This is a genomic window from Collimonas sp. OK307 (assembly GCF_900113705.1).
In the GTDB taxonomy this organism is placed as follows: Bacteria; Pseudomonadota; Gammaproteobacteria; order Burkholderiales; family Burkholderiaceae_D; genus Collimonas.
This window is the reverse complement of sequence record NZ_FOQI01000007.1, coordinates 162,469-181,073: the sequence shown is the minus strand read 5'-3', so window position 1 is coordinate 181,073 and position 18,605 is coordinate 162,469. Positions and strand designations below refer to the sequence as shown.

At 53.1% G+C, this 18,605-nt stretch carries 18 protein-coding genes; 1 reads left to right on the top strand and 17 read right to left on the bottom strand.

Annotated elements, in window-relative coordinates:
- On the bottom strand, positions 1–866 hold an 866-nt coding region (locus BM205_RS24700; protein ID WP_305763954.1), incomplete at its 3' end, for an ESPR-type extended signal peptide-containing protein.
- A gap of 638 nt (positions 867–1,504) precedes the next feature.
- Here BM205_RS24700 and BM205_RS11545 point away from each other — a divergent pair.
- Positions 1,505–1,765 (top strand): hypothetical protein, encoded by a 261-nt coding sequence (locus tag BM205_RS11545; protein ID WP_139227246.1) that lies wholly within the window; start codon positions 1,505–1,507, stop codon positions 1,763–1,765.
- A gap of 53 nt (positions 1,766–1,818) precedes the next feature.
- On the opposite strand, the gene BM205_RS24000 is transcribed toward BM205_RS11545, so the two are convergent.
- From BM205_RS24000 to BM205_RS11470, 16 genes are all read right to left on the bottom strand, one after another.
- Complete coding sequence (locus tag BM205_RS24000) at positions 1,819–2,028, bottom strand: hypothetical protein (protein WP_139227244.1); 210 nt, start codon at positions 2,026–2,028, stop codon at positions 1,819–1,821.
- 154 nt (positions 2,029–2,182) lie between these two features.
- A complete protein-coding gene (locus BM205_RS11540; protein WP_254783854.1) occupies positions 2,183–2,836 on the bottom strand; it encodes a DUF2968 domain-containing protein in 654 nt (217 codons plus the stop codon).
- Positions 2,837–3,021: 185 nt separating this feature from the next.
- The gene (locus BM205_RS11535) at positions 3,022–4,389 is read right to left on the bottom strand and encodes a sigma 54-interacting transcriptional regulator (protein ID WP_092414703.1); all 1,368 of its coding nucleotides are present in this window, start codon (positions 4,387–4,389) and stop codon (positions 3,022–3,024) included.
- A 97-nt stretch (positions 4,390–4,486) separates the two neighbouring features.
- On the bottom strand, positions 4,487–6,223 hold the full coding sequence (locus tag BM205_RS11530; RefSeq protein WP_092414644.1) for a pilus assembly protein TadG-related protein: 1,737 nt from the start codon (positions 6,221–6,223) through the stop codon (positions 4,487–4,489).
- Between the two features lie 2 nt (positions 6,224–6,225).
- Positions 6,226–6,675, bottom strand: a complete 450-nt coding sequence (locus tag BM205_RS24560; protein WP_254783853.1) for a DUF3613 domain-containing protein — start codon at positions 6,673–6,675, stop codon at positions 6,226–6,228.
- A gap of 37 nt (positions 6,676–6,712) precedes the next feature.
- Positions 6,713–7,615 carry a tetratricopeptide repeat protein gene (locus BM205_RS11520; RefSeq protein ID WP_092414643.1) on the bottom strand — a complete coding sequence of 301 codons (903 nt, stop codon included), beginning with the start codon at positions 7,613–7,615 and terminating at the stop codon, positions 6,713–6,715.
- Positions 7,612–8,568, bottom strand: coding sequence for a type II secretion system F family protein (locus tag BM205_RS11515; protein WP_092414642.1), 957 nt, complete (start codon positions 8,566–8,568; stop codon positions 7,612–7,614). The genes BM205_RS11520 and BM205_RS11515 overlap by 4 nt, the downstream gene beginning before the upstream one ends.
- A 41-nt stretch (positions 8,569–8,609) precedes the next feature.
- A complete protein-coding gene (locus BM205_RS11510; RefSeq protein ID WP_092414641.1) occupies positions 8,610–9,539 on the bottom strand; it encodes a type II secretion system F family protein in 930 nt (309 codons plus the stop codon).
- Between the two features lie 2 nt (positions 9,540–9,541).
- Complete coding sequence (locus tag BM205_RS11505) at positions 9,542–10,897, bottom strand: CpaF family protein (RefSeq protein WP_092414640.1); 1,356 nt, start codon at positions 10,895–10,897, stop codon at positions 9,542–9,544.
- A 116-nt stretch (positions 10,898–11,013) separates the two neighbouring features.
- On the bottom strand, positions 11,014–12,318 hold the full coding sequence (locus BM205_RS11500) for an AAA family ATPase (RefSeq protein ID WP_092414639.1): 1,305 nt from the start codon (positions 12,316–12,318) through the stop codon (positions 11,014–11,016).
- Between the two features lie 20 nt (positions 12,319–12,338).
- A complete protein-coding gene (locus tag BM205_RS11495) occupies positions 12,339–13,655 on the bottom strand; it encodes a type II and III secretion system protein family protein (protein WP_092414638.1) in 1,317 nt (438 codons plus the stop codon).
- Positions 13,656–13,711: 56 nt separating this feature from the next.
- On the bottom strand, positions 13,712–14,737 hold the full coding sequence (gene cpaB, locus BM205_RS11490) for a Flp pilus assembly protein CpaB (RefSeq protein WP_092414637.1): 1,026 nt from the start codon (positions 14,735–14,737) through the stop codon (positions 13,712–13,714).
- Between the two features lie 166 nt (positions 14,738–14,903).
- Positions 14,904–15,329: a TadE/TadG family type IV pilus assembly protein gene (locus tag BM205_RS11485; RefSeq protein WP_254783858.1), complete on the bottom strand. Its 426-nt coding sequence runs from the start codon at positions 15,327–15,329 to the stop codon at positions 14,904–14,906.
- Between the two features lie 118 nt (positions 15,330–15,447).
- Positions 15,448–15,990, bottom strand: a complete 543-nt coding sequence (locus BM205_RS11480; protein WP_092414635.1) for an A24 family peptidase — start codon at positions 15,988–15,990, stop codon at positions 15,448–15,450.
- A gap of 89 nt (positions 15,991–16,079) precedes the next feature.
- Complete coding sequence (locus BM205_RS11475; RefSeq protein WP_092414634.1) at positions 16,080–16,268, bottom strand: Flp family type IVb pilin; 189 nt, start codon at positions 16,266–16,268, stop codon at positions 16,080–16,082.
- Positions 16,269–16,756: 488 nt separating this feature from the next.
- Positions 16,757–18,475, bottom strand: a complete 1,719-nt coding sequence (locus BM205_RS11470; protein WP_092414633.1) for a ShlB/FhaC/HecB family hemolysin secretion/activation protein — start codon at positions 18,473–18,475, stop codon at positions 16,757–16,759.
- Positions 18,476–18,605: the final 130 nt, after the last annotated feature.

Here is an 18,605-nt window from a genome sequence, read left to right as displayed (position 1 = left end):
GCTCCGCCTGTGTTCAATTTGCCGATCGCCTGATTCGTCGCAAACAACTCACTGCCGTTGATCGCATCCGTCGATGTCGCCGTCACCCGACCGGCCGCCACATTCTGAATTTGGCGTTCGTTGCCCACAGAACCCACGCTCACCACACCCGCCGGTGCGCCGCCAGCAAAGGTATAACTGTTGCCGGCAATAGTTGTGCCCGTCGTAGCAACTGCGGCACTGGTCGTGCTGCCAGCTCCCAGCGCCACGCTGTTGGCCGTACTGGCCGTTGCCCCGCTACCCAACGCCACGGCATTCGTGGCATTTGCTGCCACAGAAGCATTGGTGCCAATAGCAATTGACTTTAAAGCCGTTGCATCAGTTGCCGCATTATTGCCAATAGCAATCGAATCTATCTCACCCGCATTCGCAGTCGAACCGTTACCCAAACCCGTGATCATGTTGCCGCCAAAGGCAATGCCTGCAGGCGTCGTCATTGAGAAGCCATTATTTTGAGAGATGCATGGCTGGGTAGTATCTACTGCCGCACCTCCGGTGGTTAACGCACTCACGGAAATCGGGCTGCCTGAAGTGACGCCACCGAGGTTGATCAGTCCGCCGATTATGGGAATGCTATTTAGCTGATTTACCAAAGGCGTTAGAATTTGGGTAACGACCGATGTAGGAAGGCTTACCCCGGTACAAGCGTTAACAAGATTATTAGCGGCTTGTGCTGAACCTGACGCGAAAAACAACGAAAATGCTGCGGCGCTCAGCCCCACTGCAGCTTTACGACTACTACGCTTGCCGCGTGCTTTAGTATTTTCCGAAACCGCTACATAAGTGCCGGTTTGTTCATTCCAGGTAGTTTTATAAATTCGATTCATGATCTATCTCCCCCTTTGAATTTAATTCTTAACAATTTCTGTTCATCCCGCCATATTTTCTATGTCGGGCACCAGCGCAAGAGCGACTGCTTAAACCATTGTGTTTAAATTATTCAATAGACGGATACCCCATAGAGCATTGTCGATTTCCTGACAAAAAGTCAGATTGTGATGTTCCTCAAATTTTGCTGACAGCCCTTTCTCAATTTCTAACTTCTGACTTCTGACTGCCAGCACCAGCGAAGCCGGCATCTGCGGCAAAGATGTGGCCGCAAAAGGTATGAAGAAGCCTGCATCGGAACTGATCAATCTCGCGGCGAAGATTCAGGAATTGCCGCTACATCACAGGTAGCTGGTGGAGTAATTGGTCGAGCAAGCACCGCAGGATGTTTGACAGACTTGAAGTCAACCGTGCTGTGACTCGAGGACCATAGCCATCTGGTGCAACTACGCAAATTCAAATCCGCCCCCGATCCCTACGAGAAAACACTCTGGAAATTGACGATAGCAGGGTGAATCTTGATGATTGCCAGCGTAATTTTGTTCGGCTGGCTTCTCATCGACAGCAAGTTATTTCGCACGCAGTTGCTACTTGATGGACTGACTGCGTTGGCTTCCAGATGCGTTGTGGACGATAAATGGACGATGCCCTGATAGGTTCCCATCCATGTTCATATTCAGAAGAATCTGTGACGCAACTCGTTATCATCAATAATGAAATGAATATTGACGAAATGCAACAAATATATACGGCCAAGGGCGATGGATTTGACCTCACTCCTGCAGGCATATTGTTGCTTGCCGGTGACACTGCCTATTGCAGCCCGACCCAGACGACGGCAATCGGCAGACTCAATGCCGCCGACGTCATCGGACGCATTGACTTTGCAGACTGCTGAAGTTTAAAAATTGCGGAACGATTTCAAAGCTAATTATTTGATTTTAAAGAATATTACTTAGAACTAAAAATCCCGCGCTGGAGACAGCGTGCCGGTTCGATTCCGGCTTTCGCACCAAAATGAATACACTCCTGCATAGGAACGTTTTTCATTTCTACCAAAGAATAAATACCAGCAATGAAGTAGCCGCTATTACCTTCGGCAATACCGCGCCGTACCCTTCCCTTTTTTGTACCCAGGATTGTCCAGATAATTTCCCGCACCAGTCAAGACTCCGGGGACTGCGACGTAATGCCGTATACCCGCCTGGTCAAAAATCGGTGTTCGCAAAAAAAATCGGGATGCGTCGAAGTACGCATCCCGATGTATTTTCTGCCTAAGCACCAAACCCGATTGCCTGGCCCGATGTTGCCGGCGTTATTTCTTGCTAGTCTTGGCGCTACCGAAATTGCCGCTATCCAGTACGGTTTGCTGTGCTTCCAGTGTACGGATACGGCTTTGCAAGCCCTGCAACTCGCTGCGTGCCGCTTGCTGCTTGCTGCTTAGCAGCTGCGCTTGCTGACGTGCCTGATCTTGTTGGACCGAGACGTTCTGTTCTTGCTGTTGCTGAACCACCAGATCGTTTTGCAAGGCGTTCAGTCTGGTTTCCTGAGCCGCAATCAGCTGCTCGGTGTATTGCTTCTCGGCTTCCAGCTTGATGCGGCGGATATCTACTTCAGCCAGTTTCTCGGTCTGGCCGACGAAACTCTTGTAGACCTGCTCGGCCTGCGTTTCCGACATGGTTTTTACGACGCGCCAGAAATTCTTTTGTTGGAACAATGCGACATAATAAGTACGGGTATCCGGTTTGAACAACTGGCTAGCGCCGTAGTTACCGTTATAGGTAGTACGCAATTCGCTCACACCCTGGCTCTGCATCAATTGCTGCAACTCGCTGATGGTGCTGTTGGCGCTGGCACTGACCGCAGGCTTAGCTGCAACTGTGGCCGGAGTAGTTGAAACTGTTGTCGGCGCGGGACTTGCTGTAGACGATTGCGCCAGTGCGTTGACCGACAAGCCTGCAATAAGCATTCCGAGTCCTAAACCGCGGACTGCTTTGCATACATTCACTTTCATCCCCTGATTCCTTCGCTAACATTAGTTTTGTCGGTATGAGTTACAGCTAGTGGCCAATTTTATCTGCAATCCTGTTGTTGCTGGGCACTGTTTTTACTTAAACCATTTCTATTGCCATTTTAACACTCTATCACGTCCAATTATTCGGCCTCGCCGATAGCTTCGGTGTCCGCAATCTGGAATTTGCGCATTTTTTCCCACAACACCTTACGGCTAATGCCCAATGCATGCGCGGTATCCTGGCGCCGCCAGCCGTTGGCATCCAGCATGGAAAGAATCCTGCTGCGTTCGGCCAGATCCCATTTTTTCCGTACCGCTGTCAGATCGCCACCCTCGTTCACCCGCTCCATGGTGCCCAGTTTGTCGAACACGCGATCGATGCGGACACGATCCCAGACGCCTAACTGGCGAAAAATGATGCCAACCCGCTCCGCCACGTTGCGCAGTTCACGCACGTTGCCCGCAAATTTCGCTTCTGCCACCAGTTCCAGCAGCCAGTCCGGCGGTTGCGGGATCTGATCGTAGGTTTGAGCCAGCAGTGTATTGAAAATCGCGATCTTGTCGATTCTGCCGCGCTCTTCCAGATTAGGAACGCGCAGCTCGATGACTGCCAGCCGATAATACAAGTCGGCGCGAAACATGTCTTGCTGCACCTGCTCGCGCAAATTGCGATTGGTCGCCGCCACCAGGCGGAAATCCAGCTTGACCTCGGTTTGCGAACCAAGCCTGGTAACCGTGCTTTGCTCCAGCACGCGTAATAGTTTGACTTGCTGGTACAACGGCAAATCACCGATCTCGTCGAGGAACAAGGTGCCGCCATCGGCCTGTTCGAAATAGCCTTTGTGCGCCAGCAAGGCACCGGTGAACGCGCCTTTGGCATGTCCGAAAAACAGCGACTCGAACAAACCGTCCGGAATGGCGCCGCAGTTAACGGCGACAAACGGCCCGTGGCGATAACGGCCATGCCGCTGATGCAAAAGCTGCGCGATGCGTTCCTTGCCAACCCCGGTCTCACCGATGATCAACACGCTGGATTCGCAATCGGCGAAGGCTTCAGCTTCGGCCACCAGCATCTGCATGGGTTCGGACTGCGCAATCAGTGGCTGTGGCGCACGATCCGCGCTAGCGCTGGCATGCAGCTCGGAAGCCAGGCGGAACACCAGCTTGCGCAATTCGGCACAGGTAAAATCGAGCATCAGGATGTGCGAATATTCGACCGGATACACGCGCGGATTGGCAGTGCGTCCGACTTCGGCCACCCAGATCACCGGCATGCCATGCGATTTCTGCCAGGCGTCGGCAGAGAACTCGGCCTGCTCGATCACCGTCACCGAAATCACCGCCAGCGACGGCCGCGACGACACCTGATCACGCGTCACCGGCAAGCCGTCGGCACGAATCACTTCAATATCGAAACTCGCCAGACATTGCGAAATCCGGTCGGCAATATCGGAATTGCCTTCCCATACGTATATGTCGAGACTTTCTTGCAAAGGTTTGTTTTGCATGGTCATTTCTTTTCAGTCTCCGTCGCTCAAAATCGCACAGGCTGGACGATTTGGCGTGCGCCGTTTTTTTGTCATCGCAGTATTCTCATCATATAGCTCAATAGACCAGCTTCACGTTGCCGCAGGTGATGGAAGACAAATTCAGCGTGCTCTGACCAACGCCGATTCCCAATGCTGAAAACAACGTATCGAGTACGCCGCCAACAGCTGCCAACACCGGGTTTAACACAGCGCCCAAAGTCATCAACAATGGGTTCAGAAGGCTTAGGATTCCTCCAAAAGAAAAACTTTTTGATGTGATAATTCCTCCCAAGGTCGTGCTTAAGGAAGAACCAACGGTCTGGCTGCTAGGGCCGCTTGGAGAAACGCCCGGAAGTGGCGGCGGATACAACGGCACTGTTTGAGATTGAGTTGTCGGCAATGTGTTGATGCCGAGAGTCACCAAGGGAAATACCGTCACCTGATTTGTGGGGTCAGTTATATCAGGACACGACCCTGGCTGACTCATGGCATTCTGCCCCTTTGCCAGACAAACTTGTGCTACCCCTGTTGTCACATTGAATTTCGCGCTTTGCGGTGCACTGCATTGCACGCTGTCGAGCTGGGCAATGCCTGGAGCAACGTCAATGAAAAGAGGAAGATTAACCAAGCCCAGCAACGCGTTCACGTTGAGCGCCAGCCGAACCTGGGCCGACTTCGCCACTGCGCTTTTTGGGGAGCCGACAGCCATCTGTGGCGGTTCAATCACTCTTAATTGCAGCCCGACTTGTCCCAACGGACCGAGGTCTACATTGGCGCCAAGATTAATCAGGTTATTTCCGTTTGCGAGTTGAAGGGTCCCTATATTCAATAAATCAAGGACATTGATCTGAGTGCTCAACGCCGCTACTCCGTCAGCTGGATTCAGTTTCAAAATATCGCCAATTTTGAACTGAATCGCGCTCAATGGTCCAGAAGTCAACTTCACGAGGTCTTTATTGATAGCGGCAATATCAAGGTTTGTCGGCGACGTAGCTGACAGAGCCTGTATGCTCGCACTGACAAGTTGCCCCAGCGATACCTTGGCATTTATTACTTGATCAATGCTGCCGACAGTCAGACCCATATTGGTAAGCACCTGCAGCAATGAAACCTGCGCTCCAAGCAGTCCATTATACGAGGCTAGAGACAAGCAAATATTACTTCCTAGAAGACCGTTGACCAAGAGCGCTGTCAACGATCCGTTAGCGGTGCATAGAGAGAGCAATCCTGTCCCGATAGAGAACGCTGCAATAGGACTGCTGCCAGATGCAATCGCCTCAGCACTGAGAGCACGCCCTCCCAAACCAAAGAATACCGGCACAGTCTGCGACACTATGACCTTCACTGCGTTCAGAGACGTTCCCGCCGCGGGCGCGGGAACAGAAAAATAATCGGGGGCCGGATTGGCAGCCGGATTCCATACGCCGCAAATCGGGTTAATTGCATTTGCCATTGCATTCGGGGGAGCATTCGAGAAACCGTTGGCCTGCGCGTTACCAATCGCCGCCTGCACCACCAGCGGCACGCATGTGGTGGGATTGCCCATTGTAACGAGCTGCTGAGCCCCGGCCAGCGCCGCCAGATCAGCCACTTTTTGCAGATCACGCTTCATATAAAACAAATAACCAATGTCAATTGACGACAACAAGATGACCATGATGGACAAGCAAATTGCAGCCATGATCACAATCGAACCGTGTTGGCAGTCATCCTTACACCGTTTCTGGCGCACGGATGAAGGTTGATCAGCATCAGGTTTCGAACGTAATCTCATGAAAGTTGGCACCAATTTGATATCTTTATCCGTATTCAAATTTATTTTCTTGAACTACTGTTCGATACCTCATTTTCATAAAATTCCGGCAACGGATGTTTGAAGCTATCCAGATAACGCTGCCAGCTCGCGTCGGCCGTCGCGCCCAACATTGGCAATCGAGGACCAGCGACACGGCCATCAGCTTGCGCCTGTAATAAGGTATGCGTGACATCACCAACACGTATTCTCGCTTCCCGCTCTGCCGAGACAGGAGTTTCCCGCATCTGCGTTGGCGCGGCGGTAGTCGTCCGTGGAGCGGAAGATGCGGCGACGGCTGTAGGCTGCGCCGTCGGTACTGATGCATTTGTCGTGGCGGCTACCGGTTCTTGTAGCAGCTTTCCCGTGAGCCGCGAATTGGACTGTGCACACGCGTCCGGAATTCCCGCAACGGCCAGTAATACCGAGCCACCGAACAGAATGCACAGACCAAGAATTCCTTGCGCTTTCATTGCATACCTCTTGAGCAAAAGTTTAGTTGCATGACATTCATCCACCGTTGCCAAACCGGTCCAGCATCGACTGGAACGGTGTGGCTGGTGATAGCACTGAATCTGCATTTTTGGCAGCTGTGGCGGCAGAACCTTTTACGATGGTCTTTGTGCTGCCAGCTGAATCTTGGGCCGCAACCACTACAGGTTGTTGTTGACCGATTTCCGCAGCCAATCGATACACGGTGGCACGACTTTCCGTCGACAAGTTCGCCTTGTCCATTACTGCGCGCGCCTTTCCGGCATCGCCTGAAACCAGCAAAAACAACGCTAGATTACCTATCATTTTGCGATTATCAGGCGCCAGTTCCGCAGCTTGCGCCAATGGCACGCGAGCAGCCGCGATATCACCACTACGTAACATCGCATAACCAAGATCGCTCAACATCACGGGATTGGTCGGCTCGCGTTTTGCAGCTTCCCGCAACGCAGTGGTGGCTGCCTTGTAGTCACCGCTTTGTGCCGCCATCAAGCCCAGTCCGTGCCAGGCGGCACTAGCTTCGGACGTGTTCAATAATTTGCGATAAGCAGCATCCGCAGCAGCGCTCTGCGTAGTTTCACGCAAAGCGTCAGCGCGCAAACGCTGGATTTCCGGAGTACTGCCGTTTTGCTGTTCGTAGGCATCGATATGCGCCAGCGACGCAAAGTACATGCCCTGCTCTTGCATTTGCCGAATCACCCCTAGATACATGCCCTTGTTATCAGGCGTCGGAGCCTTTTCCTCTGCCTCCTGACGGAGTTGCGCAGCTTCGATCTGTTGCGCATACATCTTTGCAGAATTGGTGGCGCAACCAGCTAGCAACGTTGACAGCAGTACGATGGAAAATGGCAAAGTCCAGGACGATAGAAAATGTTGCGGCACGCGGCTGGTCGTGTTTTCCAGTATCAGAAAAGGTTTCATATTTTCCCACTCATTTTCGAGAGCGCCCGGATTACGGCTAAAAAGCCCATTCCACCGGTAATCACCAATAATCCAGGCAGCAGAGTCAGCACCATGACTCCAGTCATCTTTACCGTCAGCTTCCCTATTTTTTCTTTCATATCCAGTTTGCGTTGTTCGCGAATCCGTTCACTGAACAATTTGAGCGGTTCTTGCACCGCGCCGCCGTGATGCTCCACCTGCACCAGCAGACGCGATACGGCGCGCAAGTCCTCGTTGTCGAACACCGAGGAAAATCGCCGCATCGATTGTTCCCTGCTGCGTCCTGTACTATATTGGCGACCGGCGATCGTCAGCTCCTCACCCAGTACCGGCAATACATTACTAAATTCGTTTTCAATGACATGCAAGCTCTGGTCAACCGACAAACCGACGCCCTGCAACAAGCGCAGCAGGTCAATCAACAATGGTAGTTCGTCGGCAGCCTGGCGCTGGCGTTTGCGCGCAACCCGCTGCATCACCCACTTTGGCAACATGTATCCCAAGGCGATGCCAAAAAAGAGAATCAACAGCAGTGATAACCATCTTCCGCGATCAAACAGCAACAGCCCCAGCAGCGGCAAACTGATCGCCAACACTACCCGAGCCAAAAAGAATTGAGACTGTCCACGCGTATCGTTGACACCGCACTGATCTAACAGATGACGATCTTCCTCCGCCACCAACTGGCGCCCCACCGGGGTATCCAGCCAATTCGCACTGAGCGCAATCAGGCGTTCGCGCCAGCCTGGCGGTTCAGTCTGCGCATGAGGCATAGCCACGGGCCTGTCGTGTGCAGCGATTTTTTGATCAATCGTGGCCAGATTGCGTTTGAGCCGCCACGCCCTTGCTATCAGCGCCCCACCCACCAACAACAGAGCAGCTGCCATCAATAGGATCGCCAGGATAATCAGCGTATGTTGCGTTGTATTCAACGTAATTCCACCTCATGTAGCACTCAACATCAAACTTGCAGTCAGACCGACTTCGCCAGTCGAAACAAGCCATAACCACCGATCACTTCGAGAACGACTGCACCGATCAACATTTTTTTCCCAATGGGGTCATGCCACATATTGAGAAACATATTGTTATTAAAAATAATCAGGAACAAACCGATAGCGGCAGGCAAGATACCCATGATCCAGGCTGACAGACGGATTTCCGCCGATAGAGCGACCAACTCATTTTGAGCGTGTTCCAGATCACGCATAAATGCCGCCATGCGTTCCAGAACCAAATCGGAACGTCCGCCAAAGCGTGAAGAAACGCCGATCACCGCAGCCACCAAATCGAGTTCCTTGAATCGAAAAATTGCTGCCTGCTGGCGCAAAGCATGTTCCAGGTCAACCCCGGCTTGCACTTGTCGGTTGGCACGATCCAGTACTACCCGCAACGGTCCCTCGGCACCTACGATGCCAGTTTGAAAAGCCGCGCCTATGCTGTTGCCAATGGTGACCAGGCGTACCAAAGTGTCCAGGAATCCTGGCAATTGCCGCACCATAGTGCGCTGCAATTTCGAACTTCTTAACCAAAAATAAAAAATCATCAGCATTATGTATAAGAACAACGTTCCCAGCGCCGAAAGCCATCCACCGAACAACAAAGCCAACAAGGTCAGGCCGACGCCAGGCACCAGCAACTGAAAATACAACCTGCCGTCAGGTTGCTGAATCCCTGCGCGCAAAAAGAAATGACGCAAAGCTTCTATTTGCAATTGCAAATGCGGCGCCGTTTCGTTCCCGCCTTGAAACTGCTGCTGCACCGGCTGCATTCCTTGAATCTGCCTTTCCACGAACGCAGCGCTGAGATCTTGCCGCGAACGTTGTTGCGCGCGCTGCCACAGCCATAGCGCAGTGCCTGCCATTAGCAGAGCCGCAGCAAGTAACCAAAGAACGATATGCATGACTAGCGTCTTCCAGGTTGCGTACTGGTGTTTTGACCAAAGCCACCGGTATTCGGACTGCCAGTGCTTTGCTGGCCAAGCTGGCGCTGCCGTTGCAATTTGGGTGCATGCGGGAAGATGCCCAGCGATACCCAGCGATCCGCTTCTTCGCCGTCCGGGCCGATATAGCTCTCGTGCTTATACAGTTCTTGCAGGGTGATGATGTTGTCGCCCATGCCGGTGACTTCGGTAATCGACACGATACGGCGGCGGCCATTGGAAAGCCGGCCAATTTGCACGATGAAATCGAGAGCGCCGGCAATCTGCCGCCTGAGACTGCTTTCGCTGCCTTGGAATCCAGCAAAGCCGGCCAGCATTTCGATCCGGTATAAGCATTCGCGCGGGGTGTTGGCGTGAATCGTGCCCATCGATCCATCGTGACCGGTATTCATGGCCTGCAGCATTTCCAGTACCTCGGCGCCGCGTACTTCACCGACGATAATCCGATCCGGGCGCATCCGCAGGCTGTTTCGGATCAAGTCACGGATACTGACCGCGCCGGCACCTTCAAAGCCGCCCAAACGCGATTCCAGACGCACCACATGCGGGTGGTTGAGCGAAAGTTCGGCGGTATCCTCCACGGTCACCACACGTTCAGCTTCCGGGATAAAAAATGCCAGGGCATTCAGCAGGGATGTTTTGCCGGAACTGGTTCCGCCTGAAACCAGGATATTGCAGCGTGCCTTGACGGCGTTATCCAGTAGCGCATAGATCTCGTCATTCATGGTGCCGAGATTGAGCAGGTCGGTAGGCTTCAGCGGCTCTTTGCGGAACTTGCGAATCGATACCATGGGCCCGTCCACCGACAACGGTTCAATCACCACGTTCAACCGGCCGCCATCCGGCAAACGTGCATCAACCATGGGATTCGATTCATCCAGCCGACGCCCGAGCGGCGCCAGGATGCGCCGGACGATACGCAACAGATGAGCGTTATCGGTAAAGCGTAATGTTTCACGCTGCAATATGCCGTGGCGCGAAACGAATACGTCGTTATAGCCATTGATCAGGATATCTTCGACGGTCGGATCGGCCAACAAGTCTTCCAGCGGCCCCAGGCCCGCGAGCTCTTTGGTCAGTGCGTCGGCAATCTGCCGTACCTCAGCTTCATTCAAGGGGATGCGCTGCAAACGGACAAAACCGTCAACGTCCAGATTGACGAATTGCTGGATCGCACTGCGCGACCAGCGCCCGAATTCAGCGCCCAGCTCTTCAATCCGCGTCAGCAGATGATCATAGGCCGCCGTCTTGATATCCTGGAATTCCTGGGTATTCGAAAACGTTTGGTCATCATCAGCAAATTCAATCTGGTTACTCACGTTTGTATCTCCCGTCTTTCATCTGGAGCCGCTCCTTGCCTGTTTGTTTCCAGTTACTGGACAGGTACCAAGATCGCGGTGCGCATCACGCTTACGTTGTACTTAAATCGGCCTGCTTATTTTCGTAATAAAATTTTCGGTAGCCAACGTCCCACCCCGTTCTTGTGCGACACCGTCTCGTCATTACTGAGTAAGCCATCGATCAAACCATCGAGCGCCTTTACGTAGGAATCGTGCGGAGCAACTTCATGTAGCAGCTTGCCCCGATTAGCGCTGGCAGTCAGCTTCAGTGTGCGTTCCGGTAAAGTCGCAAGCAACGGCAATTTGAAACGCTCGGCAATCTGACCGGCAGCCATGCCGAAACGATCGTCATAACGATTCACTACCAGGCGTCGTTTGCCGTCATCCGGATGACGGCCATTCAATTCTTGCAACGTACCCGCCAGCGACACCAGCGCCCCAACGCTTTGATCCGTCACCAACCATACCTGGTCGGCCGCCCCGGTCAGGTTGGCAATGAATTCATGGTTGGTAAAGCCGCCAAGATCTGCGATCAGCACATCGAAATACAGGCGCAAGCGGTCCAACAAAGCCAGCGCATCGTGATGCGAAACGGTGCGCATCTCACTCAAGCTGTGCGGCAGGGAAATCACGGTTACGCCACCTGGGCTACGCGGTAGCGCGGTGTGCACCAGCGTTTCGTCCAGGCGGCGCAGATTACGCACAGCTTCGGCAAAATCGAAATTGCCGTTGGCGCTCAGATATAACTTGCCGTCTCCGGCAGGCAGGCCAAGATCGAGCAGGGCCACACGACTGTCGGCCGCATTTCGCTTGCCATCGTGACTGGTATTGCGTTGCTGAATCATGTCCGCCAGATGCGCCGCCAGCGTGCTGGTGCCGATCCCGGGACGCACACCGAGCAATGTCACCAGTTGCCCGCGCTTGACTGGCGCTGGATTTCGCGCCGCAGCTTTGGCCAACACACGTTGTACTACATCGCGTGCCTCATCTTCCGAAGCACTGACATCAATGAAGTCACTTACGCCGGCTCGCAACGCGGCAATCGTCCCTTCGGGAAACGCCATGGAACCAACTGCCACCAAGGGTAGCGTCGGTAATGTTTTACTTAATGCACGCGCCAATTCAATCGCGTGAGCGGTGGTGCCGAGAGAGTCAATGGTCAGAACCCCGCCATGCTCGCTGATTGACTCAACCCCGGAAAAATCAAGCAATACCAGCAAGGGATTGAGTTCAACTATGCGTGATACTAATTCCGCCACGTCGGCTTTTTCTTGTAGCAAGGTGCCCCATTTACTCAGGGCTGCGCCGAGCCATTCGGCTTGCGTGCTGTTACGCGAGCAGAATACGAAGCGGCTCAGCGCCGTCAGTTCATTCAAAGCCTTGTTGCGAGCGTTCATCATGTGGCCCAAATAGTTATCGCTTACTTCGAAAATCCTGGCAACTCATCCCGGCTGGCTCCTCCAAGCAGATAACTTCCCCACGCAGTACCTGCTGTATTGCGGCGTTCCTGTTCTTCGCCCGGCAGTGGCAGCGGTACATTCTTTGCGATGGGCTGGACCACATGTGGTGTGACGATAATCACCAACTCCTTGTCGTTCTGGGTATAGCTCAGGTTACGGAAAAAGCTGCCGATAATAGGCAAGTCTCCAAGTAACGGAATTTTATTAACATTGGATTTTGTGGAGCGTGAGACCAGGCCACCAATAATGAAACTTTCTCCATCGCCTAGCTCAACCGTGGTATCTGCACGCCGCGTGGTAATCGCCGGGATCGATGGACTGCCGGCACCACCGATATTGATGGCATTGGCATAATCGATATCGCTGGCTTCAGGTGCAACTTTCAAAGCGATCCGGCCCTTGGACAGAATGGTCGGCGACACGGTCAAGCCTATGCCGAAAGGTTTGTAGACAATAGTGGTGGTGCCGAGACCTCCCGACTGAGGAATAGGTAGTTCGCCCCCCGCCAGAAAACTTGCGCTTTGCCCCGAAAGCGCGGTCAAGGATGGTTCTGCCAATACGCGCGCCATGCCATTACCTTCAATCAGGCGCAAGTTACTGCTCAGGTTGTAACTACCTCTGCTAAATTTGGTTAGCAGACCGAATGCCGACGATACCGTTGACAATCCGCCGTTGGAAGCAAGATTGCTTCCCAGATTAAAACTGAAGTTGCCGCGATTCAGGCCGGCTGAGAAATCAAACCCGATTTCCTTCAATACTGTTTTGCTGAACTCGACAATCTTGACGTCAATCTGCACCACGTTGCCGCTATCTATGGTCGAGATATCGAGTACCTTGCCTTTGCCTGCAGCGTCAGCGGCTGCAGCGCTACTTTTTGTATGTTCCAGTAACGAGGCCGCCTGGCCACTGATCAGGCTCGCTGCGCCACGAACTTTCACGTCAGCGCCACCCTGTCCTGCCAGGGCAGCCTGCAAGTCACCCTGTATCGTCACTCTCCAGGTATTAGCCGGCATGCCTTTGGTCCAAGCCGTCACCGTCGTGGTACCGGATTTTTTCCCGACCAGAATCACACTGCCGCTCTTGCCGCCGGAACCGCGTACCATCAGCACATCCGCCACTTCCGGATCGGCTACGGCAATGCGCTCCAGCGTACCTGCGACCGGCAGGCTCTGCTGCTCGCGCATTCCGAGGGTGATATCCGCGGTAGCGGCCATGGAAAATGCCGGAATTACGCTTGCGCTCAATAGCAATGGCAGAACTAGGTCGTGAATTTTCATGAGTTGCGGTCAATCCTGTTATTGATATAGGCCTGTCATTGAAAAACATCTTCGCCTCAAAAGGCCACTGACTCTCGTTGCGTACCGCGGATCACTTCGACTGTTCCGGAATTATTGGCACCGCGGTTCTGCGCCGCGCCCGATTGCACTGCGACGCTATTGGCGTTATTCGTATACGGCTTGCGGCTTGATGCGGATTTGGAGTCGCCAGTCAACCCGCTCATCTCCATGCCGGCAAAAGCTTGATTGTCGGGCTGCTTCATGGCTTGCTGCTGATCCCGGGTCAGGTCCTTTTTCCCCGCGAGCACGGCTGTCGGCACCGGGAACAATGCTGGATCAGGCGCTGTTGCATCGCCAGGATTGCGCAATGCCAGCATCAACTTGCCGTTCTGGGTTGCCAGCAGCAATCGATTGACATCAGCGACAGGCGTCGCCAACACTGCAGTACGGGCGACTTGCTGGGCTTGCTGCGACGATTGCACTTGCTGGCCCGATTGCGAGGTCTGCTGATTCGGTATCGCTCCGGCGCCGCCGCCACTGGTAGCAGTACCGATCACTGCCGCGCCATAAGACAGAACCTGCAAGCGCGACATGAGCAAACGCGATTGTGATTTTTCAATCTCCTGGCCTTGCTTGAGGGTGAAAAAAACATCCACGTAATCGCCCGCCTGGACACGATTGCCAGCGCCTACAATTTCATCAACGGGAATCGCTACCGCGCGTTCACCATCTGCCAATTTCACTGCCAGGCCGCTCGCCAGGCCGCTTTCTGTAATCGGAGTACCGGCACCGATGTCAATCAAGGGAATTTTTCCGACTACCGAACTAGCCTGGCTATACGCACCGGCAGGATTGATCGGCAAGGTCACCAAGCTGATGTCATCGGTGGCAATCGCCTTGCCCGCCGCCAGCGCGCGCGCCGCCACCACAACCTCATATTGTTTGGAAGTGTTGGCGACCACCGCGGTCGGCGCCGCCGAAATCGGCGGCGGCGGGCGACTGCCCAGCCACCATGCCACAAATGCCAGGCTGAGCGCCGCCACTACCAATATTGCTGCAACAATTTTTGTCAGGTTATTCATAGCGTGTACTCGATGCCCGTCCAAACAGATAAGATGTTCAAAGTAGTTCCCATGCAAAACTCAAATCGACAAAGACACTGAGTCATAGGCTCATCAACTCGTGATCGATAAAAATCGAAATATGCTCAGCAAATAAATAACTCCCGGTCGAATGCCAAGATAATATTCAATCAATTTGCACGGTGGCCGAACTTCCCAGTGTGGTGGGTAGCGCAACACCCAGGCCCGGCAACGCTGGAACCAGTGGATAAGTGGTATATGGATAAGTGACTTTGACCGTGATGCATCGTGCGCTGCTGGGGGCGGCGCATGGAGCCGGTGAAGGTGGTTGGCATGTATCGACGTTGACTAGCCAGCTGACTAGCGGAGCGACTGCAGCACAGGCCGCCGTGCCGCGGTCGGCATCGACGGCGGTGTAACGCAGCGCGGCACGCGCCCCCTCCTCTGCGGCCAGTGTCATTGACTGCTGCGCCAGGAAAATCATGCCATAGCTAATTATCCCGTACAGCATTAGAAAAAATACCGGAAAGATCAATGCAAACTCTATCGCTGCAATACCGCGCTTGGCTGTAGTCCTGGCTCTCGCTCCCATATCGGAATGAGCCGCATATTTATATTTGTTATACATCCCTGCTCCCGATCTTTACCGCAGATACGATCAGTTCACTACCGACGCGTGTTGCGCTGACGCGCATGACACAAACGAGAACTCAAATGAATCCTGGCGCTACTCCTGCGCCATGCATCCCCATCCAGGCTCCAGCCAGAGCCATGTAGGCCGCATAAGGAATACCAACGCGGTTACCGCGCTTCTCTAGCATCCGCTGGTACAAAGGCCGGTGTATCACCCACGTCAAGGCTGCTTGCACACGCGATCCTATTCCCAACCGGAAGCCGTAAAGCAATACGACGTGAACGACGGCGATCAGCGACGCTATCAAGAACACTGGCAATAACGCGCCAGGTCCAAGCAACAAGCCAAGCAAGGCAAAAAACTTGACGTCACCTGCTGCCATCGCTCGCAATGCATACAACGGTAAGAAAAATGCCAGCCCAATGGCGAAGCCCGAGAACGCGCTCAACCAGCCTATCCCATTTAGTCCTTTGCCAAACAGCACGAGGCACACCAATTGAGAAGCTGCAGCAATCAACAAAACGTTGTTCGGCACGCGGCGAAACAAGTAGTCGTACAAAAATATCGCGCTGCAGAAGACTAGGAAAAGTATCGACACAAAAAAACTTGTATCCAGCATTGTCATTCCAACTAGTAAAACTTATACATTGGTGTAATGTGCATGCCACGCGGTCAACGGTCGATTCCTGGATTGAGCGCCTGCTCCTGTCATTTTGCGGCTGCAGTTGCTGCTGTTGTTAATTTGCCGCCGATGCTGACGAATATATCGCCCAGTTGGGTTCCCATGGTCGTAGCCCCGAGAATGATCGCTACAGCAATCAGTCCTGCAATCAGGCCATACTCAATAGCGGTAACACCATCCTCATCCCGAAGAAATTTCATTAATTTGGCATTCATTGTGATCTCCTGAAAAAACACATACCTCGTTAAAGCAGCTACCCTAAGTGTTGCAATCCACGGCCATACGACTCCACATTCAACCGTGAATAACGACTCCTGATCTCGGACTACGCGGTACCAGCATAGCCCTGAATAAACATTACCTCAAGATAAATATTCTGTTTAGAAACTTATTAATAGAACATTTCCTCTACCCATCTTTTCATAGGAGAAATGTAATTCCCCGCTGAAATACCATTTTGCATTATGAAATAAATAGTTTCATTAAAGCAATTAAAAATTAACTACAAGCAATACCAAAATTCAACTATCGGCATATGATTTTCATAGCTTTTTTTTCATCATAAAAATAGCTTGATCTTGATGGTTTGACACATGACTGAATGTCTACGCAAAGACACATAAATGACCTTTTTTCCGGCTGCTTCCGACATATCTTCAACGTTTGAGCGGGTCGATATCCAATCCCAAATATGACGCGAAATTTAATCCAGCTGATACGAGTAGGATGCATTCACACGCGGCGATCTCGAACTGGAATTAATCGGAACGTCCCCCACCGGCTTTGCCAGCGACAGATCCAATGTGTAATAACGGCCGTCCGAAAAGCGTACCCCCAGCGCAACAGAACCCAGGGTATCGTGGGTCAACGGCCCGGAATTTGAATACACGCGTGAATGGTCCACCAGGAAATAAGGCTGCACCGTTTTCAGATAGGTGTAACTCATCGGGAACAGGCGATTGACTTCGGCTGAGACACCCCAGCCTTTGTCACCGGCCAATTCACCCACCGGATAGGCTAGACCGAACAGTTTGCCGCCGAAACCGATTTGTTCCGAGGTCGGCAAAATATTGCTGCTGTACTGCACGCTGGTGGCCACCGCAACACCGAAGCCGCCCGGCAGTTGATTCGATTGCGCCGCTTGCAAGGTGACCCTGGTAAAGCCCAGGTCGACGTTGCTGTTCTCACGTTTGGCGCCGAGCGCGTCTATGGCTTTATATACGCCGACACTCAACTGACGCGTCTGCTGCAGTTTTTCCGGCCCGGTCTTGACATCTACCCAGGCAGCTTCCGCACTCAATACCCGCACTTGCGAACTAAGTTTGATCGAGATTGGCGCTAAAGGAGGTGCAGCAGTGAGAACCTGACTATTCTCGGCGGCATAAGCACCACCAGTTACCGTCAGGCTATGGGTATTATCCAGAATCACCGGATAACTGAGAGAGCCACCAGCGTGCACGGTTTTGGTTTGATAGCGATTTTGGATGTTCTGACTTTCCAAAGCCGAATTCTCCGGCTTGGCCCGGTAATCAGACCAGTTCAGCTTACCCAACAGGCCGTCATTGCCGATCGGCTGGACATAATTGATCGCATAATATTTTTCGTCCTGCGGTCCGCTGGGTTGCAGCGTGCTGACTGTCACCTGCTCGCCCAGCGGCGTCAGGCCATTGGTGCTGGCGGTCAGTAAACCGCGTATTCCGGGTTGCCGGTAATCGGCGCCAACCCCGACCGTGATTGGCCGCCGCTTCACCGTCAGCACCATATCGGCGGCGCCATCGGTGGTGGTCGGCGGTGCTACGTTGGCGACAATCTTGACTCCTGGCTGCAGGCTGAGGATGCCGGCGACCCGCTCAAAAGTGGCGCGGCGTAACGGCCGTTCTTGTTGCAATTGTTCAGCAATCTGCTTCAGGCGCTCTTCATTGCCGCCAGGATTACCTTCGATCTTGACGTTCTTGACGTAGCCCTCGACGACCGTGACCACTACCACGTTATTCTCGAAACTCTGGGCCGGGATAAAGGCAAATGAAAGCGGGTAACCCCGGTCCTGGTACATCTGCGTGACCTTGTTGGCAGCGGCCAGCAATTCGGCGACTGTCGTGTCGCGGTTAGCCAACGGCGCAAACAATGCAGCTATCTGATCGAAAGGCAGGGTTTTCACCCCGGCGATCTGGAAACGCGAGGGCGTCAGATGACTTGCCAACAATTTTTGCAGCGCTGGATCCACCGCCTGGGTCTGGATATTGATAGTCACCGGTGCGCTTGGCGGCGCCTCGGCTTTGGGTAACGTATCGGCCGGATTACCTTGCAGCGGACTGCGCCCATCCGCATGTGCCGGCAAAGAATACGATGCCATCAGACAGTAAGCACTGCTGACCGCGATCACCGCAGCACGGTGGTAACACCTCGATTTGAATAGTTGCATGCTGCTACGGCTCTCGTTCGTTGTAGACGGTAAAACCACCCAATTAGTCGGGACGTGTCGCGATGTGAAGTTATTATTAAATTACGGCAATAATTCATGCAGTGCAACTAATTTGTTATTTCATACGTTG